The following is a 22,598-nucleotide window of genomic DNA, read 5'->3' as shown; positions in this document are numbered from 1 at the left end:
CGATGCCGAAATCAGATGCCTCGCGCGAAGATCGACTTTTGTCGATTAGCAACATGCTGGTGGTTACTAAGCCATTCCAAGAGGCGACCGACCTTATCAGTCGGACCTACAAAAACTGGAAAACGCGCCCCGAGGGAACTTGCGCGTTCGTAGTCGGAGAGTCTGGCGCGGGAAAGACCACGGTAGCGGACGATTTTCTTGCTGTCACAGCCCAGGATCTGGGGGCAGAATACATCGCGGAGACAAACCCCGACGAGAAGGGCCGGTGGGGCCTTATCAAGGAAACAGAGACCGGCTTCATACGTCCTGTTGTTAAAGTCTTTGCTGCCCCCCGTGTCACCCGCAAGGGGCTGTACTTCGATCTCCTTTTTGCCCTCGGCATAAGGCCTAAAAGGACCGCAACCGAAACCGAACTAATGGCGTTGGCCATGCGTCACCTCAACGCGCAGCAGGTCAAGCTCATCATCTTTGACGAGACCCATCACATCATCGACGGTCACCGGAGCGCCACCGCGGGCGAGGCAGCTGACCTGCTGAAGATGCTCCTGATCAAGGCTAGGGTGCAGGTTGTCTGCCTTGGATTGCCTCATACGACCGAAATTCTAACGTCCACGGAGCAGATCGGCCGTCGTTGTATTGGGCAGTACGAAATCCCGCCGTTTCGCGACAACGTTCACACGCAAGCCGGCGATTTCATGCAGTTCTGCAAGGCATTGGAGGGGGCTTTACCGTTCGACTTACCGTCCGAACTGGATCGACCCGAGATGGCACTGAGACTGCATGGCGCAGGGGCCGGTTATATCGGGCGGATCACACACATCGCTCTCACCGCTACGGAACTAGCCATCGACCGCGGCGTAGCCCGTCTTACCCAAGCCCTGCTGGGCGAAGCATACAAGAACATCAGCGATATTACCGACGATGAGAATCCATTCTTCGTTGAAGAGTTTAATCCAGAGCAATTCGCAATCATTCGAGCCAAGCTCGAAGCCAAGAACGCTCAGGATGCCATGGAAACCCGCCGGCGGGGGCGTAGGATTCCTGAACCGGACTTCACGAAATGAACATACCGGATATTGATGTTCTTGGCGTCCCCCTCTGGGACAAGCCGAAGCAGGAGGAACCTGCCCATGGGCTATTCCTGCGCCTTATCGAGATTAATGGCTACGACGTTTCAAAGGCCTTGGGTTTCTCGCTTGCAAGCCTCAGGCGTGGCGAAAACGTAGGTAAGCTGGCCGCCCTTATTCGCGCGGACGAAGCGGAGCTCCTTGAGAATTCATTCGCGTTCTCAGCAGGTGAAAAAGTCACAATCCGCGGGGAGCAAATTGGTCTTCGTGATCTGATGGCAGGCGCCCGCAGAGTTTGTCACCAGTGCATAGAATCGTCGCCCTATCATCGGTTCTGGTGGGACATCGACTTCATCGATTGCTGCCCGCACCACGAGGTAATGCTGACCGATAGGTGCTCCTGCGAACATGGAGGTCGCCTATCGTGGAGCGACAGCGCAGTCGGCAATTGCCTACGCTGCGACGATCCCGGGTCGGAGAATACGGTGGAGAAAATTGAGCCGCCGAACTCGTATATGCTGCAGGCTAACCGATACTTCCTTGGTCGACTTGGAGTATGCGGAAAAGAGGTATCTCCGGTACTGGATGCGCTCCCGCTTGACGAGGCCGTGGACACGACCGTCAAGGTCGGAGCGCTATTTCTCAAAGGATATTCGCTCAATTGGCCTCAACTTTCGGCTGCTGAAACACAGCATTGCCGAGCGTTGGGACACTTTATTTTGCAGAACGGCATTTTAGACAAATGCCTTCGTGGGATTTTTGATTCATTCATGGAATCGGCCCCCGACAAGGATGCATTTAACCCGAGCCGAGGGCGCTCATTTGGCTGGTTTTATCATTGGCTAAACGGAAAAGGCGGAGAGAAATACTCCCCTTCAATCGCATCGATTTTCGAGAAAGTCGCTCAAGAAACGGTCGACCGCATTTCTTGGGACCCTCCGTCGCGGCAGAACGTCGAGATAGAGGATTTTTACATGAATTTGAGCGAAGCCGCACTCGAATGCCGCCAAGGAAAGACAACGATGCGGCGCATATTGAGGCAATTTGGCAAAGATCGGAGCTTGCCGCGGCAAGGGGTACCTTTTCGATTAGAGCCTGCAGTGATTTCAGACTTGCGCAGCGTGCTTGAGGAACGATGCAACTACGCCGAGGTCAGGGGCATTCTGGGCACTGGTCATCTGATGGTTAGACGCTTTATTGAGCGCGGCTTCTTCTCTCCTGTCGTAAAAGGGGGTTGTGACCGGCATGAGTACGCTTTCCGTCGCGAGGACGTTGAGAAATTTCTCGAACTGCTCGGAAGGGACACGCCGGAATTGGACGCCTGCCCTGACGATGCTCTTCCGCTACAACAGGCAGCTCGGACCTACGCCGCCCCCCTGGACATGTTGTGCATGAGCATCCTCATCGGCCATTCGCAACTAGCCGGACGCCTCCAAGGCAAGTCGGGGCTGGCACAGTTTGCCATCTCGCGCGATGCCACCCGAACATTCAGGCGTTGGTACGTTGAAGAGGGAGAGAGCTATCTCCTGCAGGGTATGTTCCAGTTTCAGCGCATGAGGCAAATGAAAATCGATTTCGACGACAACGCCACCCAATCGGCTGCCTAGGCCGGAACATAGCTGGCGCTTCAAATGCAGAGGAACGAGTGCGGCAGACGCAAATTCAGCCGCCATCTGCACTGTTTGGGCCCGAAGCCTCTATGCCTCCGTTCGAAACAGGAGACTCGCTTTCCAGCGGTCAGATGTTAGCGTGAAGATGTTGGGTTGTGTAGCGATGAGGTGTTGTGATGCCGAACGCCGACGCCGTGACGATTTCGTCGTATCCACAGAGGAAAGCTGCGGTTCTGCGAGCCGCTCAGCTCCTCTCGTCCTCGCGGGGCTCAGACAGCGAGCGGGAGTTCGAGGAGCTAACCGAGGCTATGGCGAATTTCGATATCCGCGAGGAAGCGCTCGGCTACATTGAGATACCAAGAGCTTTCGCGCTGCTCCTCTCCAGCCGCCATCATGGCGGGCTCTCGACCAGTTTGCGCTAGGCCGGCTGTCGTTTGAATGTCGCGTGCCACTCTCTCGTCTTTCTGGCTGCACGCATCGGCGGCCGCTTGAGGTAACAGGAAATCGCTGCGTTACCTGTTACCCACTACCCAAAGTGCTGATACCCTTCCAGAAGCCTGAAAGCCGCGCGATCCGGCTCCTTCACAAAAAACCTCCTGTGCTTCGCCCTGGTCGTCATTCGACTGGAGAGAACACTCGCGTTCAGATTTTCATGACGCGCGACCGCCTCATCGAGAAGATGCTGCGGGAGATAAATCACCAGCTCAGCTGGGAGGAATGCCTCCTGCCTTTCCTGCGACAGACGTAGCATCAGAGCCTGAATCTCAATCATCACGCGATCCCAGAACTCGTTCGCCGCGCGACGCCTCGCCGCGGCATCAAGCGTTTTGCGCTCGTTGCTGTTACCTTCCGCCGCCTCCTCGGGTGCCTTGCTCGCTTCAGGCACAACTTCGCGATCGCTGAGTTGAAGCTCTGTAGAGCTGCCGCTGGTAACACCATTTCGGCCAGTTAATTGCTCGATTTTTGCGCGGGCCACGGCCAACTCGCACGCCAACTGCTCAGCTCGACGCTCTGCATCCTGAATGCGCGCCTCGGCAAGATCCGCGATGACAAGGCCCTCATCCCGCAGCCGTTCGTTTTCTGACCGGATACCTTCGATGCGGCTTCGCTCGGAATTGAATTGCCGAGCCGCCTCCTTCACTGCCTCGTCCCAAAGTGTCTTGCCCAACGTCGCCAACTGACGTCGCAGGGCCTCCGGAAGCTCGGGGGTCTCCAGAGCTGGCTGATAGCAGCGCTCGATCTTCCAATCGGCAAGGTGCTCCCCGATTGAGCGGTAGGAGCCGCCGTTCGTCAGCCTCTTTCGAACACTTCGGATCGAAATCCTCACCGCTTCCTTTCGCATCTCATCGGCGACACGGAAAACGTCTTCTCTCGTAGGCATAGGCTCCTCCAAAGCGAGCAATCGATGCCATCAAAATGTGAAGGCGGGATTGATCAGCTGTGGAGTGGGCGCCTTATAGCGCGATTAGCAGCCCATTTTCGTCGCGCTGGCGCGCTCGCTTCGGATTGAATCTGAGCTTACGCCTTATGGGGTGCAAATCCCAGTCGGTTTCGCCCTTTTGGGGTGTAATGCGACAAAGTTATGAGCGTAAGTGGCGACCAAATATCAATGACTTAGACGGTTAGCGCTGCTCACTTATGGGGTGCGGCACAGCAGCTGTATGCCTAGCCACCGGGGGCGTTTGTCGTATGCCCGCCTTCACCTGCCGGCTGCTTGAGGAATTGACTCAACAGATCCACCGGCAGCGGGAACACCACCGTCGAGGAGCGCTCGCCCGCGATGTCATGCAGGGCCTCGAAATAGCGCAGCTGCATGGCTTGCGGCTCCGCTGCCAGCATGTGGCCGGCTTCGACCAGTTTTGCCGCGGCCTGCTGCTCCCCGTCGGCGTTGATGACCTTGGCGCGCCGCAGCCGCTCCGCCTCGGCCTGCTTGGCGATGGCGCGGACCATGCTTTCGTTGAGGTCGACATGCTTGATCTCGACATTGGATACCTTGATGCCCCAGGCATCGGTGCGCTGGTCGAGAATCTCCTGGATGTCGCTGTTGAGCCTGTCGCGCTCGGCCAGCATCTCGTCGAGTTCGTGCTTGCCGAGCACCGAGCGCAGCGTGGTCTGGGCCAGCTGGTTGGTGGCGGTCATGAAATCCTCGACCTGGATGATCGCGCGCTCGGCATCGACGATGCGGAAATAGAGCACGGCATTGACCTTCACCGAGACGTTGTCGCGTGAGATGACGTCTTGCGGAGGCACGTCCTGCACCACGACGCGCAGGTCCACGCGCACCATCTGCTGGACGAAAGGCACGAGGATGATGAGGCCCGGCCCCATGACCCCCGTGAAGCGACCGAGCGTGAAGACCACGCCGCGCTCATATTCTCTCAGGATGCGGATCGCCGCCGACAGAAAGAAGGCCGCCAGCAGCGCAATGATCAGATAGGCCACGTAACCGACCATCGTCGTCATCGTCGTGCTCCATCGTTCGCCGCATCGCGCCGCCGGACGGTCAGGACGAGGTCGCGGACCGCGGTCACCTCGGCGCTGTCCCCGGGCGTGATGGGCTCGTTCGCTCTCGCCCGCCAGCGTTCGCCGAGCGCCAGCACATGGCCTTCGCGGCCGTCCCAGTCGAGGATGTCCACGGCAAGCCCGCGCATCGCCTCGCCGCCGACGCGGGGCGGGTTGCGCCGCGCCGCCCAGACATAGGTGCCGGCCAGCAGCGCGAGCCCCAGCGTCACCGCCGCAGCGGGGCCGATGATCGCCCAGGATATGGCGAAGCCCGGACCCTCGACCTGGAGCAGCATGGTCGCACCGAACAGAAAGGCGGCCGCGCCACCGAGCCCGAGCACGGCCGTCGGATTGAAGGCTTCCATGATGAGAAGGGCGACGCCGAGCAGCATCAGCGCGAGCCCGGTATAGTTGATCGGCAGCAGATCGAGCGCGTAGAGGCCAAGCAGCAGGCAGGTGGCGCCGACCACGCCCGGCGCCACCGCGCCGGGGCTGATGAACTCGAAGACGAGACCGTAGACGCCGACCAGCATCAGGACGACGGCGATGTTCGGATTGGTGATGACGGAGAGAAGCTGGGTGAACCAGTCCGGCTCGAGCGTCTCGACGGCTAGGCCCTTGGTGGCCAGCACTTCCTTCTTGCCGGCAACGTCGACGGTGCGGCCATCGGCCAGTTGCAGAAGCTCGGTCGTGTCGCGAGCGACGAAGTCGATGACATGCTGGTCGAGCGCCGCGCTGGCCGACAGGCTCGCCGCCTCGCGCACGGCCTTTTCGCCCCAATCGCCGTTGCGTCCGCGCAATTCGGCGAGCGAGCGGATCAGCGCCACCGCGTCATTGGTCACCTTGGCGAGCATCGCGTCGCCGGCCGGTCGCCCGCCAGCGTCCTTCCCGTTGCCGCCCGGGCCGTTATCCTTCTCGCCGCCGGGGAGCGAGGGTAGCCCGCCCATCTCCACCGGGGTGGCAGCCCCGATATTGGTGCCGGGCGCCATCGCCGCGACATGGGTGGCGTAGAGGATATAGGTCCCCGCACTCGCCGCATGGCCGCCCGCCGGCGCGACATAGCCGATGACGGGAACGGGCGAGGCCAGGATGTCGGCGATCATCTCGCGCATCGACGTGACCAGGCCGCCGGGCGTGTCCAATTGGAGGATGAGGACTTCGGCATTGCGCCTGGCCGCAACGCTCAGCGCTTCCTTGAGCTGGCGCGCGCTTCCCGGACCGATCGCGCCGTCGATCGAGATGCTCAACGCGACCCGTTCCGCCGCCGTTCGGGCCGGCGAAAAGGAAGAAGGAACCGCTGCGGCTAAGACGGCCGCTGCAAAAAGGGCCACCCGCACGAGTCTCACGGTCAGAACTCCGTGGAATCTATATGGGCTCGATTCCAGCGAAGTCCATGACGTCGGCGACAGCGGCGGAGATCACGACCTCTCCTGCCAGGAGATTGCGCCCTTGGACACCTTCGCCCATTCGGCTCGCGACCGCGGGCGAGTGACCGGCGCCCGATTCGCAAGGATCTAGCAGATCGAGCGGAGCGATCTAGGGAGCGCCGACCGCCTTGCCGCGCAGCAGCCCGAAGATTGCGAGCGCGAACAGCCCGGCCGAGACGAGCGCATTCCAGCCCGCAAGCGACAGGCCGAGGAAACGCCATGCCGCTTCCGAGCAGGCGACGATCCGGGCCGTCTGCAGTTGCTTCATGAAATCCTGCATCCCCGCTGCGGCTGGCGCCGCGCCCCCGCAATCATTCGGCCCGACGAACCAGCCCCATTCGACACCCGCGTGATAAACGCCGAGCCCTGTGCTCCAGGCCATCAGGCCCGCAAGTCCCAGCAGAGCAATCCACTGCAGCAGCGGCGAACGCGCGAGCACCAGCGCGGCCAGCGCCAGGCCGATGGCGGCATAGTGCGGCACGCGTTGCTCGAGGCATAGTTTGCAGGGCTGCAGATGGATGACCAGCTCGAAGAACCAGGCTCCTCCGATCAGGGCAAGGCTCGCAAGCCCGATCAGCGCGATCAGCCGCGGCAGGGTGAGCAACCGGCGGGGATCGGGGGACGCAATGGCTGAAGAGGCGGTCATGGCAGGGCTCAGCAGGAAAGCAGCTGGCCCGAACCTGCAACGAGCTTGAGGCCGAAATAAAGCACGATCAGCACGGCGGCGCCGAGGACCGCGATCACTTTCAGGCGACGTTCGATGAAGTGCCGGATCGAGACGCCATAACGACGCAGCAACAACGCCAAGGCGAAGAAGCGCGCCCCGCGCGCCAGCACGCAGGAGATGACGAAGAAGGCGAGGCCGATATGGACCGCGCCGGCCAGGATCGTCACGACCTTGATCGGCGGCAGATGCGCCAGACCCGAGGTCGTCAGCAGGATGAGCGTCATGTCCGGGCCTGCGCAGGCGCGCAGGGTCTCGAAGGCGTCAAGCTTGCCGTAGAAAGCGAGCACCGGCTTCGCCAGCGCCTCGAAGGCGTAGTACCCCAGCGCATAACCGGCGATGCCGCCGAGCACCGAGAACAGCGTCGCGATGAAGGCCAGCCGGTAGGCCCGCTGCGGCCGCGCCAGAGCCATCGGCACGAACAGCACATCGGCCGGGATCAGGAAGAACGAGCTCTCGACGAAGGCGACGATGGCCAGCCAGAGCTCGGCGCGCGGCCGGGCCGCGAGCGACATGGTCCATTCGTAGAGGCGCTTGAGCATGGCGCTCTAGACCATGGGGCGGCGCGTGACGCAACGGCCCGCGCGCTCCGGGAGGATTGTCGCGGCACCGGTGTGCCATCCTTGCAAGAGCCGTGCGTGAAACACTCCGCGACCTTCAGAGCACAGCGCACTGAAACCTGTCGCTGCTGCCGTTCCACCGATTGACCGGCATCGGCCGATCGGTATAGTCCGCCCGCCTGCATGGGCCCCTGTGGCGGAATTGGTAGACGCGCTCGACTCAAAATCGAGTTCCGCAAGGAGTGCTGGTTCGATCCCGGCCAGGGGCACCAAAAATCTGCTTCGCAGACAATCGAAAAGCGCTTCGACCCGCCGGTTTGGCGGGCCTTTGGCTTTTCCGGCCTTCTCTGGCGTTCGTCGATGGGCGCGAGAAGATGTTGGCCTCTGATGAGCACAGGCCAGCATCTGCCGCCGAGACGGGTTCGTGCCGCGTATGGATCGTCATCTCGACGGGCCCCGGCTCGATCAACTGATGCGGATGCCTTGGGCGGCTAGGGCGCTAGCTCCGATCCAAGTCGCCCCGGCCAATACAGAGTTCCCTCCGTCGGCGATCTTCAATTCACGTTCTTCGCGCCCGGCCCTAGCGAGAGTATTGTGGTTCGCTGACGACGCTGCGGGATCTGCGAGGCCATGTCGTTCGTTATGGCCATGCAGAGCGTCACAGCCGGAACTCAGGGCCGGCTCTGAGGAGAGAAGGCGATGTCGGGACATGCTCTTTTGACCGCACAGACGGTCGAGGACTGTATCATCGACCAGGGCTGGGAGCGGTACACCCCCGAGGACCACGCGATCTGGCGCATGCTGTTCGAGCGCCAGCAGCGCACCCTGAGAGGCCATGTGTGCCAGGAATATCTCGACGGCCTCGCCGCGCTGGGCATCGGCCCCGAGGGCGTGCCGAATTTCGCGCGCATGAACGAGCGGCTGCGGCGATTGACCGGATGGGAGGTGGTGGCGGTGCCGGGGCTCATCCCGTCGCGTCCCTTCTTCCAGATGCTGGCCAACCGCCAGTTTCCGGCCGGCACCTTCATCCGCAGCCGCGAGCAGCTCGACTATCTGGAGGAGCCCGACATCTTCCACGATGTCTTCGGCCACGTGCCGCTGCTGACCAATCCCGCCTATGCCGACTACATGAACGAATATGGCCGCATCGGGCTCGTCGCCGTCGAGACCAAGGGCGTGAAGTTCCTCGCGCGCCTCAACTGGTACACCATCGAATTCGGGCTGATCCGCAAGCCCGAGGGCGTCCGCATCTACGGCGCCGGCATCGTCTCGTCCTTCGGCGAGGCGAAATATGTGGTGGACGACCCTTCCGCCCACCAGCTGGCCTTCGATCTCGAGCGCGTGCTGCGCACCGGCTATTACATCGACGATTTCCAGGCGACCTATTTCGTCATCGACCGCTTCGAGGATCTGTTCGAGCTGCTCAGGAGCGAGGATTTCACCACCCGTTTCGAGGAGCTGCGCGCCCTGCCGGCCCATACGCCCTTCGAAATCCTGCCGCAGGATGTGGTCCTCCGACAGGGGACCGGCCATTTCTGGCGCGAATTCCCGGCCACGAAGACCAAGCTGAAGTGAGTTTGGGCTTGTCGCTGTCGAGAGAATGCAGCATCAGCCATTGCGCCTCGCACGGAGGACCGCAGGGGCCGGCCAATCCGATCGTCGTCACCATTCGCACGCGCCCCTTTGCCCGGACAACGCCGCGCAGTGCGAGCGACGGGCGAGCGTCCTGCCTGGCGTAGCGTTCGCAGCGCCGACGGGCCTTCGTTCGAGCGGCTTCCGCCTCGCACGACAACAGACGGCTCTTGCGCGGGAAACCGCGCTCCTTCATGGCATGGATGAGGCGTTACCGATGAGACTTGCCCTCTCGCCGGAGCGCGCTCTGCCGCTTCGAAAATCGGGAACCAGTCGCTTTGCGCATTCTCGTGATCAATCCCAACACGATGCCGGAAATGACGGCCCTGGTCGCGCGGGTCATCGAGCCCTATCTGCCGCCGGATACGACGATGGTGCCGGTGACCGGACGCTTCGGCGCGCATTACATTGCCAGCCGCAGCGCCAGCGTCGTGGCGGCCCATGCCGCGCTCGAGGCCTTCGCCGAGCACGGCCATGGCTGCGATGGTGTCTACCTCGCCTGCTTCGGCGATCCCGGCCTACTCGCGCTCAAGGAGATGGCGCGCGTTCCCGTCATCGGCATGGCCGAAGCCAGCAGCCGCCTCGCGGCGCAGAAGGCCGAGCGCTTCGCCATCGTCACCGGCGGGGAGCGCTGGGGGCCGATGCTGCGGGAGTTCGTCGGCTCGATCGGCCTCGGCGGGCGCCTTGCCGCCGTCGAGACCGTCGCGCCCACCGGCGCCGACATCGCCCGCGACCCGGACGGCTCCATCGCCATGCTGGCCGAGGCCTGCCGCCTTGTGGCGCGGCGTGATGGCGCCGGCGCGGTCATCCTCGGCGGCGCCGGCCTCGCCGGTCTTGCCGCACGGGTGCAGCCGCATGTCGACATCCCCGTGATCTGCTCGGCCGAAGCGGGCGTCCGGACGCTATTGGACGCGCTGGAGCAGCCCTTGCGCAAGCCCGGGAGCGGCGACCTCGCCTTGCCCGCCCCCGTCGCCAGCACCGGCCTGTCCGACGGCCTGGCCCGCCTGCTGGCGCAGCCCTGACACCCGATCGAGGCGCCCGCACAATCCCCGGACGCCCCGTTGTCCTCGCTCAACCCTTGCCGGCAAGCGAGACACCGTTGAGCCCGGCGATCCAGTCGGAGAGCATCGGCACATAGTCCTCCCCGTGCCCGCTCGCCACCGCCGCCGCATAGCTGTTCTTGACGGCGTTGCCGATCGGGTTGGCGATGCCTGCATCGTTGGCCACGCTCTCCAGATAGCGCACATCCTTCAGGGCGTTGCTGAGTGTGAACTTGTGGGCGTCGCGGTCGCGCTCCAGCACGTATTTCATGAAGGTCTGGTAGAAGCCGCAATCCATGCGGCTGCCGCGCAGCACGCTGTCGAAGGTCTGCGGCGTGATCCCGATTTTCTGGCCGAGCGTCAGCGCCTCCGCGTAGATCGCCGCATAGCCCAGCGAGAGGAAGTTGTTGATCAGCTTCATCTTGTGCCCGTCGCCGACAGGCCCGAGATGCACGATTTTCTGCGCCCAGGCCTCGCAGGCGGGCTTGATCCGGGCGAAGATCTCCGGCGCGGCGCCGACCATCGCAGAAAGCTGTCCCTGTGCCGCCTGAGCCGGGGTGCCGCCGAGGGGCGCATCGGCGAGATGCAAGCCCTTCGCCTCCAGCTCAGCAGCAAGCCGCACCGTCACCGTTGGGTCAGATGTCGAGCAATCGACGATCACGGTGCCCGGCTTGGCCCCCGCCATGATGCCGTTATCGCCCTTCACCACCGCCTCGACCTGGGCCGAGCCTGTGACGCACAGGAAGATGATGGAGGAGCGCGCAGCGAGCTCCTTCGGCGTCTTCGCCTCCACTGCACCGGCCGCGACCAGTTCCTCGACCGGCTTGCGGTTGCGGTGCCCGATCACGGTGAGCGGGAAGCCCTTGTCGACCAGATTGCGGGCCATGCCCTGCCCCATCAGGCCGACGCCGATGAAGCCCACCGACTCTTTGGTTGCAGTCATCTTCAAATTCTCCCGCTGATATGGTTGAGATGAAACGGAACGTGAAGAAAACGGCCCGACTCGCCGGCGATCGCGAGGTCAGCACTCACAGTGGACGAGACATGACTGCCGACGGCCCGCCCGAGACCAGCCGGACCAGAAGCCCCAACCCGGCGGGCATGGCCGGTCGCAGCCGTGTCACCCTGCAGAGCATCGCCGACCACCTCTCGGTCTCGACCGCGACGGTCTCGCTGGCTCTGCGCGGCTCGCCGCTTGTCGCCGAGGCAACGCGCGAGCGCGTACGCGAGATCGCCCGCTCGATGGGCTACAGCTACAACCGCAGCGCCGCCTCGCTGCGCACCGACCGGACCAACATCATCGGCGTCGTCTTTCACGACATCACCAACCCCTATTTCGCCGAACTGCTGGCTGCGATCGAGGAAACGGCAGGCCGCCATGGCCGCTCGATCCTGCTCGGCACCTATGCGGAAGATATCGAGAAACAGGCGCGCGTGCTCGGCAGCCTCGCCGAATACCGCCCCGACGGCATGATCCTCTGCTCGGCCGGCGGCAGCACGGCCGAGAGTCTGGCGCCGCTGATCGATGCCGGCGTCCCGATCGTGCAGCTCTCGCGCGAGGTTGCCGGGATCGATCTCGATTTCGTCGGCTCCGACGACCGGCACGGCACCACCCTGGCGATGGAACATCTCATCGGCCTCGGCCACCGCCGCATCGCCTTCCTCTGCGCGAATGAGAGCATCTCGACCGGGCGCAACCGCTACGCCGGCTATCGCGAGGCATTGGCCCGTGCCGGCCTGCCGCTTGATCCGGCGCTGGTCCATTTCGACTTCGGCACCCGCGAAACCGGCCATCAGGGCATCCTCAAGGTGCTCGACGCCGCTAACCCGCCGAGCGCGGCGGTCTGCATGAACGACCTCGCCGCCTTCGGCGCCATGCTCGGCCTGCGTCATCGCGGGCTCGAAGCCGGGCGTGATTTCTCGATCGTCGGCTGCGACGACGTGAAGGAGGCGGCGCAGTGGTTCCCCGCTCTCACAACTGTCTTCAATTTCCAGAACGACATGGGCGCCAAATCGGCGGAGTTCCTGCTGAACCGCATCGCCGATCCCGCTGCGCCGACCCAGCGCCTGCTGCTGACCCCGGCGCTGATCGTCCGCGGTACGACCTGCCCACCGCGCTAGGTCCTCCCCCCTCGAGCCCTCACTCCGAGGAGCGCTTCGCAGAAGCGCGTCTCGAAGGATGGGCGAGATGTCTCCAGAGCCTCCCGGAGCATCCCTCGAGACGCCGCTGCGAGGCTCCTCAGGATGAGGGCTGAAGTCTTCGACCACCGGATCAACACCGTTCAGGCATCGTTGGCAGGTTTGGCGTTGAGCGCGCGATAGGCTCTGACCACCTGCGAATCGTCGCGCCCGCCATGGCCGAGGCCGGAGGCCGCGAGGAACATCTGATGCGCGGCGGCCGCGAGCGGCAGCGCCGTCTTGGCCGCGCGCCCGGCATCGAGCACGATGCCGAGATCCTTGACGAAGATGTCGACGGCGCTGGCGACGGCCGGATCGGGCTCGTGCATGCGCGGCCCGCGATCCCGGAGCATCCAGGAGGAGGCTGCCGAGCCACCCATGATCTCGAACAGCAGCCGCCCGTCGATGCCGGCCTTCTCGGCCAGCGACAGCGCCTCGGCCGCCACCGCGATATGGACGCCGCAGAGGAGCTGGTTGACGGTCTTCACCGTCGCGCCCTGCCCCGGCTTGTCACCGACATGGAAGACCTTGTCGCCGAGCGCATCGAGCACCGGCTTGGCCCGCGCGAAGCCTTCGGGCGCCGCGCCGACCATGATCGTCAGCGTCCCGCCCTGCGCGCCTTTGACGCCGCCGGAGACCGGTGCATCGATGAAATGTCGGCCGGTCTTCGTGACCTCTGCCGCAATTGCTTCCGCCTCGCCCGGCGGGCAGGTCGCCATCAGGATCACCGTCGCATCCGGCGCCAGCGCCGCGAGCGCCCCGGCCTCGAACAGCACGGAACGCGCCTGAGCGGCATTGACCACCATGAGCACGAGCGCATCGGCACCTTTGGCTGCGTCGGCTGCACTCTCCGCGGCCTGCCCCCCAGCCGCGGCAAGCGCCTCCCGGGCCGCGTCCCGCATGTCGAAGCCGGTCACGCGGAACTGCCGCTTGACCAGGTTCTCGGCCATCGGTGCGCCCATCGCGCCGAGCCCGATGAAGGCGATGCTGGAAATCGTCATAACAATCCTCTGGTGGGCTCCACCGTCATGCTCGCCCTTGTGGCGAGCATCCACGTCTTGAACACCGGCCTCGCCGAAGAACGACGTGGATAGTCGGGACAAGCCCGACCATGACGGCCAGCCAGGGCGTGACCCGATCCTGATTCTACAGAGCCTATTCCTTCACCGCACCGGTCATCGACGCAACGTAGTAGTCGACGAAGAAGGAATAGAGGATCGCCACGGGAATCGAGCCGAGCAGCGCACCGGCCATCAGCGAGCCCCAATGGTAGACGTCGCCCTCGACGAGCTGAGTCAAAACCGCGACCGGCACCGTCTTCTTCTCCGCCGACTGGATGAAGGCGAGCGCATAGATGAACTCGTTCCAGGACAGGGTGAAGGCGAAGATGCCGGCCGAGATCAGGCCGGGCATGGCGAGCGGCAAGGTGATGCGCCACAAGGTCTGCAACCGCGTCGCCCCGTCGATCATCGCGCATTCCTCAAGCTCGTAGGGGATCGACTTGAAATAGCCGATCAGGAGCCAGGTGCAGAACGGAATCAGGAAGGTCGGATAGGTCAGGATCAGCGCGAGGGGCGAGTCGAACAGGCCGAACTGGAAGATCAAAGTCGCGAGCGGGATGAACAGGATCGAGGGCGGCACGAGATAGGCGAGATAGATCGCCAAGCCCACATATTGCGAACCCCTGAACCGCAGCCGCTGGATCGCATAGGCGGCAAGCACGCTGGAGAACAGCGAGAGCGCCGTCGCCACCGCCGCGACCATCATCGTGGTCCAGAGCCACTGCGGATAATCGGTCTGGAACAGCAACCTGTTGATGTTCTCGAGCGTCGGCGACTTCACCCAGAACGGGTTGTTGTTCTTGTAGTCGAGCAGCTCCGCGTTCGGTTTGATCGCGGTGATCGCCATCCAGTAGAACGGGAACAGCAACACCAGCAGGAAGAGCGACAGCGGCAAATAGAGCATGATGAAGCGCCGCGGGCCGGACGACCAGTCGATGACGCCTTCACGCTCCTTGTCCTTGAGCTGCGGACGCGCGCCGAGGGCTTGATCAGTCATTGTCTTCCCCCTGCTGCCACTTGCGCCGGGCAAGGCCGAAATAGCTGAACAGCGTCGCCATCACGAGGAACGGGATCATCGCCACCGCGATCGCCGCGCCCTCGCCTAGCTGGCCGCCGGGGATGCCGCGCTGGAAGGCGAGCGTCGCCATCAGATGCGTGGCGTTGACCGGCCCGCCGCGGGTGATGGCGTAGACGAGCTGGAAATCGGTGAAGGTGAACAGCACCGAGAAGGTAAGCACGATCGCCAGGATTGGCATCAGCATCGGGAAGGTCACGTGCCGGAAGCGCTGCCAGGCATTGGCGCCGTCGAGCATCGCCGCCTCGTACAGCGCCGGCGAAATGGTCTGCAGGCCGGCGAGAAGCGAGATCGCGACGAAGGGGATGCCGCGCCAGATATTCGCGGCGATCAGCGAGAACCGCGCCGGCCAGGGCTGGCCGAGGAAGTCGATATAGGTGTCGCGCCAGCCGAGCACGTCGACCAGCACATAGGAGATGATCGAGAACTGCGGATCGTAGATCCACCAGAAGGCGATGGCCGAGAGCACCGTCGGCACGATCCACGGAATCAGGATGATCGCCCGCAGCAGCGACTTCATCGGCAGATGGTTGTTGAGCAGCAGCGCCAGCCACAGGCCGAGCGCGAATTTCCCGATCGTCGCCACCCCCGTATAGAGCAGCGTATTCCAGACCGCGGTGATGAACACCCGGTCGTACCAGAGCGATTGGAAATTCTCGAAGCCGATGAAATGGCCGGCGCGGCCGATGCGCGTATCGGTGAAGGCGAGCCAGATGCCCAGCCCCAGCGGGTAGCTCAGGAAGACGAGCAGGAACCCGGCCGCGGGCAGCAGGCAGAGGAAGATCAGGAACGGTTTGTAGTCGAACAGACGCACCAGCCAGTTTTGCTGCAGGCTGTGGACGGTTCGCGATTCGGCGGCAGCTATGGCCATGGCGCCCTCGCGTTCGGGTCGGCAGTTGCATCGACCGAAAAGGGGAATCCACTCTTCGGAAACATCCGATGCGATAAGAACTCAAGAGGCCGTCGCTGTCGCCGATCGGACGCGCGACGATCCCGTCGGCCGCCGGACGAGCCGGCGGCCTTGAGAGGGCCGGATCAGGTCCGGTAGTAGCGCTTGGCGCGGCGCTCGGCTTCCGCGGCGGCTTCCTCAGGCGTCGCCTGGCCGGCGCAGACGGAGGCGACCATCTGGACGACGACATATTCGGCGTTGACCGTGCCGGCGGCCTCGTTGATCGAGCCCTTGTAGCCGCTCCACAGCGCCCGTTCCCAGGTGTCGCGATAGACCAGGATCTTGGGATCGGCCGACCAGACCTTGCTCTCGGCATAAGCCTTCAGCGGCTGCGTCCAGTAGCCGTAGCAGCCGGTCAGCCACTTGTCGTACTGCTCCTTCTCCATCATGAAGCGGAGATATTCCTTGGCCGCGTTCGGGAATTTGGTGTGCTTGAACGCCATGGCGTTGATCACCAGCGCCGGCTCAGACGGACGCCCGAACGGGCCGACCGGCATGGTCGCGTGGTTCAGATCCTTGGCGATCGCGGCGGTCTTCTCGTCCTTCGAGTTCTTGATCGAGAAATAGAGCGAGACGCCGTTCTGGGTGACGCCGATCTCGCCCGCCGTCAGCGCCTTGTTGTTGCTGATGTCGAGCCAGGAGAGCGTGCCGGGGATGAAGGTCTCGTAGAGAGCCTTGGCATATTTCAGCGCCGCGATCGTCTCCTTCGAATTGATTGCGACCTTGTTGTTCTCGTCGACCATGTAGCCGCCATGGGTCCAGACGAGCCAGTTGCAGAAGGCGTTGCCGTCACCCACCGCGTTGCCGAGCGCGAAGCCGGCGGGATGGCCGTTCGCCTTGAGCTTGCGGCAGAGATTGAGGAAGCCGTCGAGATCCTTCGGGAAGGTGTCGAAGCCCGCTTCCTTGACCCAGGATTCACGATAGACCGCCGGCGCGCCGGAAGCACCCATCGGGATCGAGATCCACTGGTTGGTCTTGTCCTTCTTGCCGTATTTCTCGGCGATCGGGTACCAGCCGCCATATTTCTTGCCGAGATCCTCGGCGATGCCAGTGAGGTCGATCAGCTTGTCCGAGAAGATGTGCGGGTCGTCGGCCCAGCCGACCACGACGTCGGGGCCGGCGCCGGTATTGGCGGTCACCGCGGTCTGCGGGCGCAAATCCTCCCAGCCGGCATAGTCGACGCGGACGGGCACGCCCGTCGCCTTGGTGAAGGCTTCGGTATTCTCGTTGAAGATCGCCTGGTCGGGATCGACGAATTTGGTGGGGCGCAGCACGCGCAGCGTCGCCCCCTGCTCGATATTGGCCTGCGCGATCGCCGGCGCGAGCGGCAGCGTTGCCCCGGCTGCAAGCCCGGCGCCGCCGATCAATACGTCTCTTCTGGAAATGCTCATGAAACCGTCTCCTCCGTGGGTGCGGCGGAGGCCTACATGGGACCTCCGTCCTGCATCGATTATGGGCACTGAACAGCCATTATCCACCGCCCGATCCAATGGGCGGCGAATTTCTGAGAGGCGGCACCGGCCGGAGCGCGTCAGCCTGCCCGGCGCCGGCTCTGAACGCGTGCCAGAGGACGCGTGGTCCGCCCGGGCCGTTGCGCGGCCCGAATGGCGCGAACTCTAGAGGCGCTTGCCGGTCGCAGCGTCGAAGAGATGCGTCACGCTGGTATCGGGCGTGATCCCGATGGTTTCGCCCGGTTTGGCTGTGATGCGCTCACGGAAGATGCAGGTCAGATCCTGCCCGCCGCAGCGGACGACGACCTGCGTCTCCGACCCCATCGGTTCGACAACCGCGACCTCGGCCTTCAGGCCATTCGGGTCGAGCTGGAAGTGCTCCGGGCGGATGCCCAAAACAGCCGCGCGCCCGTCGGAATTCGCCGGATGCTGGCCGATCGGCCAGACGACTCCGCCTTCGGTCTCGAAGCCATTGCCCGTGATCTTGCCCTTGAGCAGGTTCATCGACGGCGAGCCGATGAAAGCCGCGACGAACAGGTTCGCCGGATTGTCGTAGAGATCGAGCGGCGCGCCCATCTGCTCGACGATACCGTCATGCATCACCACGATCTTGTCGGCCATGGTCATGGCCTCGATCTGGTCGTGCGTGACGTAGACCGTCGTGGTCTTGAGGCGCTGATGCAGCTCCTTGATCTCGGTGCGCATCTGAACGCGAAGCTTGGCGTCGAGGTTCGAGAGCGGCTCGTCGAACAGGAAGACCTGCGGGTCGCGGACGATGGCGCGGCCCATGGCGACGCGCTGCCGCTGACCGCCCGAGAGCTGGCGCGGATAACGGTCCAGCAACTTGTTCAGGCCAAGGATCTGGGCAGCCTTGTTGACGCGCTCGTCGATCTCGCTCTTCGGCGCCTTCCGGAGCTTCATCGAGAAGGCCATGTTGTCGGCGACCGTCATATGCGGATAGAGCGCATAGTTCTGGAACACCATGGCGATGTCGCGCTCCTTCGGGGGCACGTCGTTCACCACGCGCGGTCCGATCCGGATCTCGCCGCCCGAAATATTCTCGAGTCCCGCGATCATGCGCAGCAGCGTCGACTTTCCGCAGCCCGAGGGGCCGACAAGGATGACGAATTCGCCGTCGTTGATGTCGATGTCGACGCCGTGGATGACCTGCGTCGACCCGTAGGCCTTGCGTACATCGGCGATCTGGACTGAAGCCATGCCGTCCTTCCCTGCTTTCCGTTCCCTCGTCGCACAGCCCGTCGTCCAGGCGTCACGACCACAATCGGCTTCTGATGACCGAATGATGAAAGCGGACCTCGCCTGCTTCGGGCGATTGTGTCCGCTCCAGTCTGCGATAAAGTCATACGATAGAAGCGGGCGTGTCAAGCGCCGCCATGGTCAGCGCCGTGCCTCGGAAGCGAGGCTGCGGCGAGACTGCAAAGGGAGGCCCTGACATGCGCGTGCGCGACTTCTCGCGTCCGACGACGCTTAACCCGGACCGGCTCTTCGGCCAGGTCGCGCAGAAGCTCGCGGTCGCTGTCATCACCGGCCGCATCAAGGCTGGCGAGGTCCTGCCCAACGAGGATGACCTGCGCTCGGACATCTCGGTTTCCCGCACCGCCTATCGCGAGGCGGTCAAGATCCTGACCGCCAAGGGACTGGTCGAGGCGCGCCCGAAGAGCGGCACCCGCGCCGCGCCGCGCGAGCGCTGGAATCTGCTCGACCCCGATGTCCTGTCCTGGCATTTCGAAGCGGACCCGAACGAGCGTTTCATTCGCGATCTCTTCGAGTTGCGCCGCTTCGTCGAGCCCAGCGCGGCCCGCCTCGCCGCCCAGCGCCGGACCTCCGCCGACATCGCCCGGATCGAGGCCGCCTATCGCGGCATGGTCGACGGCCGGCCCTATGCCGAGGCGACCATCCGCGCCGACCTGGCCTTCCACGAAGCGATCTTTGCAGCCGCACAGAATGCCCCGCTGCAATGCCTCGCCAGCGCCGTCATCGCGACGCTGCAATGGTCGATGCTGCTCAAGACCGGCGACGAGCAAGCCTATATCGAGTCGCTCCCCGACCACGAACATGTCCTGCTCGCCATCATCGACCGCGACGGCGACCTCGCCTCCGCCCGGATGGCCGGGCTCGTCATCGATAGCCTGAACACGACTCTCGCCTCGCTCGGCACGCATTACGCCACCGAGACGGGAAAAATCATGCGAATAAAGCATACTAAATAAGCGCCTCGCGCTCCGGCGCGAGGCGTCATCGGGTACCGCTCATGCAAAGGCGTCGCTACAATGCAACGCCGGGCAGCGTAGTCTCATTTTAATCGATTCAGAAGCAGCGAATCAACATTCCTTCCAGCCCTACGGACAATGTGACGATGACAGTCTCCTCCAAGCCCGAAATCATCCAGACGGGCCCGCTGATGGCCTATGCTGCCGATCAGTTGAAGGCCCGCTTCACCGTCCATGAGCTGTGGAATGCGTCTGATCGCGCCGCTCTGCTCCGCGAGGTTTCCGGCCGCGTACGCGGCGTCGCGGCCGGCGGCGGCCATAACCGCGTCGATGGCGCGCTGTTCGATGCGCTTCCCAAGCTCGAGATCGCCTCGAGCTTCGGCGTCGGCTACGACCATGTCGACGCAGCCGAGGCCGGCCGCCGCGGCCTTGTCGTCACCAACACGCCCGACGTGCTGACCGACGAGGTCGCCGATCTCGCGATCGGCCTCCTGCTCTCGACCGTGCGTCAGCTCCCGCAGGTCGATCGCTATCTGCGCGAGGGCAAATGGCTGAAGGGCAACTATCCGCTCACGACGTCGCTGCGCGGACGCAAGGTCGGCATCGTCGGCCTCGGCCGTATCGGCAAGGCCGTGGCGCATCGCATCGAAGCCTTCGGCCTGCCGGTCGTCTATCACGGCCGCTCGCGCCAGGAGGATGTGCCCTATCGCTACTATCCTTCGCTGGTGGAGATGGCAGCTGACGTCGACACGCTGATCTCGGTCGCGCCAGGGGGCACCTCGACGCATCACATCATCAATGCCGAGGTACTGAAGGCGCTGGGTCCCAACGGCATCGTCGTCAATGTCGGCCGCGGCACCGTCATCGACGAGCAGGCCCTGATCAAGGCGCTGCAGGACAAGACCATCCTCTCCGCTGGCCTCGACGTCTTCGAGGACGAGCCGCGTGTGCCGGCCGAGCTGATCGCGATCGAGCATGCCGTGCTGCTGCCCCATGTCGGCTCGGCCTCTGTCCATACCCGTGAGGCCATGGGCCAGCTTCTGGTCGACAATCTCGTTTCATGGTTCGATGGCAAGGGTCCGCTGACGCCCGTGCCGGAGACCCCATGGAAAAAGGCCTGATTCGCCGGCTTCTGCCGCTATTCCTCCTTGGCGCCGGCGCCCTGCCGGCCGCCGCCCAGCCGGCGCCGCTTCCGCGCGGCGCCGGCAAAGCCCCGGACGCGATCCGCCGCTGGCTCGGCGCCTGGGACCTTGAACTGGCCGGCGCGACCCGTAGCTGCACGATCACGCTCGGTGCGGACGCCTCCGGCAACGCGCGCCAGCTGCGCTTCCCGGCCACCTGCCGGCGCGCTCTGCCGATTCTAGACGATGCAAGGGGATGGGCATTGGCGGCGAACGGCCAGCCACAGCTGCTCGACGCCGGCGGCAAGGAACTCGTCGGTTTCCAGAAGGGCTCCCCCGAAGCAGGACTCGACGGGAAGGGCGGCGACGGCAAGGCCTATCGGCTGCTCTCCAAGGACCATCCGCGCGTAGCAGCCGCCGCGCCCGCCAATTCCCCCTCCGCCCTTGCGTCAGCGGCCCAGCGGCCGACCATCGTCGATCCCGCAAAAGCCCCTGCGATAGAAACATTGCCGGGGCGCTACGTCCTGATGCGCCAGCAGAACCGGGAGGCTTGTCGGCTCGTCCTGTCGCCGCCATCAGCCGGCGGACAGGCCCCCGCAGCGCTGGAGGGCGCCTGCCAGGATACGGGACTCACGATCTTCGACCCCGCCGGCTGGCGTTATGCCGGCGGCAGGCTCACGCTCGTCGCCCGCCGCGGCCACGGCACCGATCTGATTTTCGAGAATGGCCAGTGGCGCAAGGACCCCCCAGTCGGCGCGCCCCTCCTGATGCGCAAGCTCGTCCCATGAGACATGCCGCGCGGCGAAAGCTCGCGCGAAGCTGCCGCGTCCGCGGGCTTGAGCACGCCGCGGCGAATCTGGTCCTCTTCGATCGACTCGAACAGGGCGCGGAAATTGCCTTCTCCGAAGCCGTCATCGCCCTTGCGCTGGATGAATTCGAAGAAGATCGGTCCGAGGACGGTGCCCGAGAAGATCTGCAGCAGCACCTTGCTCATCCGGCCAGCTTTCTCGCCAAGCGCGACAGCGCCTTCGCCGTCGATCAGAATGCCGTCGGCCTTCAGCCGCTCGACCGGCTCGCCATGGTTCGGCACGCGCGCATTGACCTTCTCGTAGTAAGTGTCCGGCGGCGACGGCATGAAAGGCAGGCCGTTGCGGCGCAATTGCTCGACGCTGGCATAGATATCGCGCGCGCCCATCGCGACATGCTGGATGCCCTCGCCCTTGTAGAGGCGCAGATACTCCTCGATCTGGCTCTTGTCGTCGAGCGACTCGTTGATCGGAATGCGGATCTTGCCGCAGGGCGAGGTCAGCGCCCGCGAGATCAGGCCGGTCAGTTTGCCCTCGATGTTGAAGAAGCGAATCTCGCGGAAATTGAACAGCTTGCCGTACCAGCCGGCCCAATGATCCATGCGCCCGCGATGGACGTTATGGGTGAGATGATCGAGATAATAGAGCCCAGCCTGCTCGGGATGCGGGTCCTGTTCTCCGATCCACTCGAAATCGACATCCCAGATCGAGCCCTTCTCGCCGTAGCGATCGACGAAATAGAGCAGAGAGCCGCCGATGCCGCGCACCGCGGGAATCGCGAGTTCGCCCGGCCCGATCGTGCTCTCATAGGGCTCTGCGCCGAGCGAGACGGCCCGCTCGAAGGCATGCTTGGCATCGACCACCCGGAAGGCCATTGCGCAGGCGCAGGGGCCGTGCTCGGCGGCGAAGGCCTGGGCGAAGGAATCGGGCTCGGCATTGACGACGAAATTGACGTCGCCCTGACGATAGAGCGTCACCTGCTTCGAGCGATGGCGGGCGACCGGGCGGAAGCCCATCGTCTCGAACAGGGCGCCGAGCTTCTCAGGCTCGGGATGGGCGAACTCGACGAACTCGAAGCCGTCCGTGCCCATCGGATTCGCATCGGAAATTTCCGGCGGAGCCGCATCGTGCGGAAAGGGACCCATGGCATTCCTCCTGTTCTGT

General features: G+C 63.9%; 18 protein-coding genes, 1 tRNA gene and 2 pseudogenes. 9 read left to right on the top strand and 12 right to left on the bottom strand.

Features of this window, described 5'->3' with window-relative positions; genetic code table 11:
* The first annotated feature begins 2 nt into the window (after positions 1–2).
* Positions 3–1,064, top strand: a complete 1,062-nt coding sequence (locus AC1DEZ_RS19565) for a TniB family NTP-binding protein (protein WP_476780490.1) — start codon at positions 3–5, stop codon at positions 1,062–1,064.
* Positions 1,061–2,674 (top strand): TniQ family protein, encoded by a 1,614-nt coding sequence (locus AC1DEZ_RS19560; protein WP_476780489.1) that lies wholly within the window; start codon positions 1,061–1,063, stop codon positions 2,672–2,674. Before AC1DEZ_RS19565 ends, AC1DEZ_RS19560 begins: the two co-directional genes overlap by 4 nt.
* Positions 2,675–3,203: 529 nt before the next feature.
* Here the strand turns inward: AC1DEZ_RS19560 and AC1DEZ_RS19555 are convergent.
* The 5 genes from AC1DEZ_RS19555 to AC1DEZ_RS19535 all read right to left on the bottom strand — a co-directional run bounded on the left by AC1DEZ_RS19555 (position 3,204) and on the right by AC1DEZ_RS19535 (position 7,872).
* Entirely contained in the window at positions 3,204–4,058 is an 855-nt protein-coding gene (locus AC1DEZ_RS19555; RefSeq protein ID WP_476780488.1) for a DNA-binding protein, read from the bottom strand.
* A 284-nt stretch (positions 4,059–4,342) separates the two neighbouring features.
* Positions 4,343–5,140 carry a slipin family protein gene (locus tag AC1DEZ_RS19550; protein ID WP_441514007.1) on the bottom strand — a complete coding sequence of 266 codons (798 nt, stop codon included), beginning with the start codon at positions 5,138–5,140 and terminating at the stop codon, positions 4,343–4,345.
* Complete coding sequence (locus tag AC1DEZ_RS19545; RefSeq protein WP_476780487.1) at positions 5,137–6,525, bottom strand: NfeD family protein; 1,389 nt, start codon at positions 6,523–6,525, stop codon at positions 5,137–5,139. The genes AC1DEZ_RS19550 and AC1DEZ_RS19545 overlap by 4 nt, the downstream gene beginning before the upstream one ends.
* Positions 6,526–6,715: 190 nt before the next feature.
* Positions 6,716–7,252 (bottom strand): disulfide bond formation protein B, encoded by a 537-nt coding sequence (locus tag AC1DEZ_RS19540; protein WP_476780486.1) that lies wholly within the window; start codon positions 7,250–7,252, stop codon positions 6,716–6,718.
* An 8-nt stretch (positions 7,253–7,260) separates the two neighbouring features.
* Positions 7,261–7,872, bottom strand: coding sequence for a YqaA family protein (locus AC1DEZ_RS19535; RefSeq protein WP_476780485.1), 612 nt, complete (start codon positions 7,870–7,872; stop codon positions 7,261–7,263).
* Positions 7,873–8,077: 205 nt separating this feature from the next.
* Here AC1DEZ_RS19535 and AC1DEZ_RS19530 point away from each other — a divergent pair.
* The 3 genes from AC1DEZ_RS19530 (at position 8,078) to AC1DEZ_RS19520 (ending at position 10,544) form a co-directional block, all read left to right on the top strand.
* Positions 8,078–8,162, top strand: a tRNA-Leu gene (locus AC1DEZ_RS19530).
* A gap of 427 nt (positions 8,163–8,589) precedes the next feature.
* A complete protein-coding gene (gene phhA / locus AC1DEZ_RS19525) occupies positions 8,590–9,465 on the top strand; it encodes a phenylalanine 4-monooxygenase (protein WP_476780484.1) in 876 nt (291 codons plus the stop codon).
* Between the two features lie 335 nt (positions 9,466–9,800).
* Complete coding sequence (locus AC1DEZ_RS19520; RefSeq protein WP_476780483.1) at positions 9,801–10,544, top strand: aspartate/glutamate racemase family protein; 744 nt, start codon at positions 9,801–9,803, stop codon at positions 10,542–10,544.
* 49 nt (positions 10,545–10,593) lie between these two features.
* Here AC1DEZ_RS19520 and AC1DEZ_RS19515 read toward each other — a convergent pair.
* Positions 10,594–11,532 (bottom strand): annotated as a pseudogene (locus AC1DEZ_RS19515) (NAD(P)-dependent oxidoreductase); the annotation flags it as partial.
* A gap of 74 nt (positions 11,533–11,606) precedes the next feature.
* On the opposite strand from AC1DEZ_RS19515, the gene AC1DEZ_RS19510 reads away from it, so the two are divergent.
* Positions 11,607–12,683 carry a LacI family DNA-binding transcriptional regulator gene (locus AC1DEZ_RS19510; RefSeq protein WP_476780482.1) on the top strand — a complete coding sequence of 359 codons (1,077 nt, stop codon included), beginning with the start codon at positions 11,607–11,609 and terminating at the stop codon, positions 12,681–12,683.
* A gap of 161 nt (positions 12,684–12,844) precedes the next feature.
* On the opposite strand, the gene AC1DEZ_RS19505 is transcribed toward AC1DEZ_RS19510, so the two are convergent.
* From AC1DEZ_RS19505 to AC1DEZ_RS19485, 5 genes are all read right to left on the bottom strand, one after another.
* Positions 12,845–13,741: an NAD(P)-dependent oxidoreductase gene (locus AC1DEZ_RS19505; protein WP_476780481.1), complete on the bottom strand. Its 897-nt coding sequence runs from the start codon at positions 13,739–13,741 to the stop codon at positions 12,845–12,847.
* A 154-nt stretch (positions 13,742–13,895) separates the two neighbouring features.
* Positions 13,896–14,798 (bottom strand): carbohydrate ABC transporter permease, encoded by a 903-nt coding sequence (locus AC1DEZ_RS19500; protein ID WP_476780480.1) that lies wholly within the window; start codon positions 14,796–14,798, stop codon positions 13,896–13,898.
* Positions 14,791–15,747, bottom strand: a complete 957-nt coding sequence (locus AC1DEZ_RS19495) for a carbohydrate ABC transporter permease (protein WP_441513998.1) — start codon at positions 15,745–15,747, stop codon at positions 14,791–14,793. Before AC1DEZ_RS19495 ends, AC1DEZ_RS19500 begins: the two co-directional genes overlap by 8 nt.
* A gap of 164 nt (positions 15,748–15,911) precedes the next feature.
* Complete coding sequence (locus AC1DEZ_RS19490) at positions 15,912–17,216, bottom strand: ABC transporter substrate-binding protein (protein WP_476780479.1); 1,305 nt, start codon at positions 17,214–17,216, stop codon at positions 15,912–15,914.
* 225 nt (positions 17,217–17,441) lie between these two features.
* Complete coding sequence (locus AC1DEZ_RS19485; RefSeq protein WP_441513996.1) at positions 17,442–18,494, bottom strand: ABC transporter ATP-binding protein; 1,053 nt, start codon at positions 18,492–18,494, stop codon at positions 17,442–17,444.
* A 236-nt stretch (positions 18,495–18,730) separates the two neighbouring features.
* Here AC1DEZ_RS19485 and AC1DEZ_RS19480 point away from each other — a divergent pair, with 236 nt between their 5' ends.
* From AC1DEZ_RS19480 to AC1DEZ_RS19470, 3 genes and pseudogenes are all read left to right on the top strand, one after another.
* Entirely contained in the window at positions 18,731–19,507 is a 777-nt protein-coding gene (locus tag AC1DEZ_RS19480; RefSeq protein ID WP_476780478.1) for a FadR/GntR family transcriptional regulator, read from the top strand.
* Positions 19,508–19,653: 146 nt separating this feature from the next.
* Positions 19,654–20,628, top strand: a complete 975-nt coding sequence (locus AC1DEZ_RS19475; RefSeq protein WP_476780477.1) for a 2-hydroxyacid dehydrogenase — start codon at positions 19,654–19,656, stop codon at positions 20,626–20,628.
* Positions 20,568–21,341, top strand: a pseudogene (locus AC1DEZ_RS19470) (AprI/Inh family metalloprotease inhibitor); the annotation flags it as partial. The gene AC1DEZ_RS19475 and the pseudogene AC1DEZ_RS19470, both read left to right, overlap by 61 nt.
* Here AC1DEZ_RS19470 and hppD read toward each other — a convergent pair.
* Positions 21,287–22,579, bottom strand: a complete 1,293-nt coding sequence (gene hppD / locus AC1DEZ_RS19465) for a 4-hydroxyphenylpyruvate dioxygenase (protein ID WP_476780476.1) — start codon at positions 22,577–22,579, stop codon at positions 21,287–21,289. The pseudogene AC1DEZ_RS19470 and the gene hppD overlap by 55 nt on opposite strands.
* Positions 22,580–22,598 lie beyond the last annotated feature (19 nt).

The organism is Allobosea sp. 10L422 (genome assembly GCF_056395345.1).
The sequence above is the reverse complement of the archived record's forward strand: the minus strand, read 5'-3'. Positions and strand labels throughout refer to the sequence as shown.

Bases quoted from the DNA above. Each gene is read 5' to 3' on its own strand.
- hppD (WP_476780476.1), bottom strand. From the start codon at position 22,579: ATGGGTCCCTTTCCGCACGATGCGGCTCCGCCGGAAATTTCCGATGCG.
- AC1DEZ_RS19535 (WP_476780485.1), bottom strand. From the start codon at position 7,872: ATGCTCAAGCGCCTCTACGAATGGACCATGTCGCTCGCGGCCCGGCCG.
- AC1DEZ_RS19560 (WP_476780489.1), top strand. From the start codon at position 1,061: ATGAACATACCGGATATTGATGTTCTTGGCGTCCCCCTCTGGGACAAG.
- AC1DEZ_RS19490 (WP_476780479.1), bottom strand. From the start codon at position 17,216: ATGAGCATTTCCAGAAGAGACGTATTGATCGGCGGCGCCGGGCTTGCA.
- AC1DEZ_RS19510 (WP_476780482.1), top strand. From the start codon at position 11,607: ATGACTGCCGACGGCCCGCCCGAGACCAGCCGGACCAGAAGCCCCAAC.
- AC1DEZ_RS19480 (WP_476780478.1), top strand. From the start codon at position 18,731: ATGCGCGTGCGCGACTTCTCGCGTCCGACGACGCTTAACCCGGACCGG.
- phhA (WP_476780484.1), top strand. From the start codon at position 8,590: ATGTCGGGACATGCTCTTTTGACCGCACAGACGGTCGAGGACTGTATC.
- AC1DEZ_RS19550 (WP_441514007.1), bottom strand. From the start codon at position 5,140: ATGACGACGATGGTCGGTTACGTGGCCTATCTGATCATTGCGCTGCTG.
- AC1DEZ_RS19555 (WP_476780488.1), bottom strand. From the start codon at position 4,058: ATGCCTACGAGAGAAGACGTTTTCCGTGTCGCCGATGAGATGCGAAAG.
- AC1DEZ_RS19505 (WP_476780481.1), bottom strand. From the start codon at position 13,741: ATGACGATTTCCAGCATCGCCTTCATCGGGCTCGGCGCGATGGGCGCA.
- AC1DEZ_RS19495 (WP_441513998.1), bottom strand. From the start codon at position 15,747: ATGGCCATAGCTGCCGCCGAATCGCGAACCGTCCACAGCCTGCAGCAA.
- AC1DEZ_RS19565 (WP_476780490.1), top strand. From the start codon at position 3: ATGCCGAAATCAGATGCCTCGCGCGAAGATCGACTTTTGTCGATTAGC.
- AC1DEZ_RS19485 (WP_441513996.1), bottom strand. From the start codon at position 18,494: ATGGCTTCAGTCCAGATCGCCGATGTACGCAAGGCCTACGGGTCGACG.
- AC1DEZ_RS19500 (WP_476780480.1), bottom strand. From the start codon at position 14,798: ATGACTGATCAAGCCCTCGGCGCGCGTCCGCAGCTCAAGGACAAGGAG.
- AC1DEZ_RS19540 (WP_476780486.1), bottom strand. From the start codon at position 7,252: ATGACCGCCTCTTCAGCCATTGCGTCCCCCGATCCCCGCCGGTTGCTC.
- AC1DEZ_RS19475 (WP_476780477.1), top strand. From the start codon at position 19,654: ATGACAGTCTCCTCCAAGCCCGAAATCATCCAGACGGGCCCGCTGATG.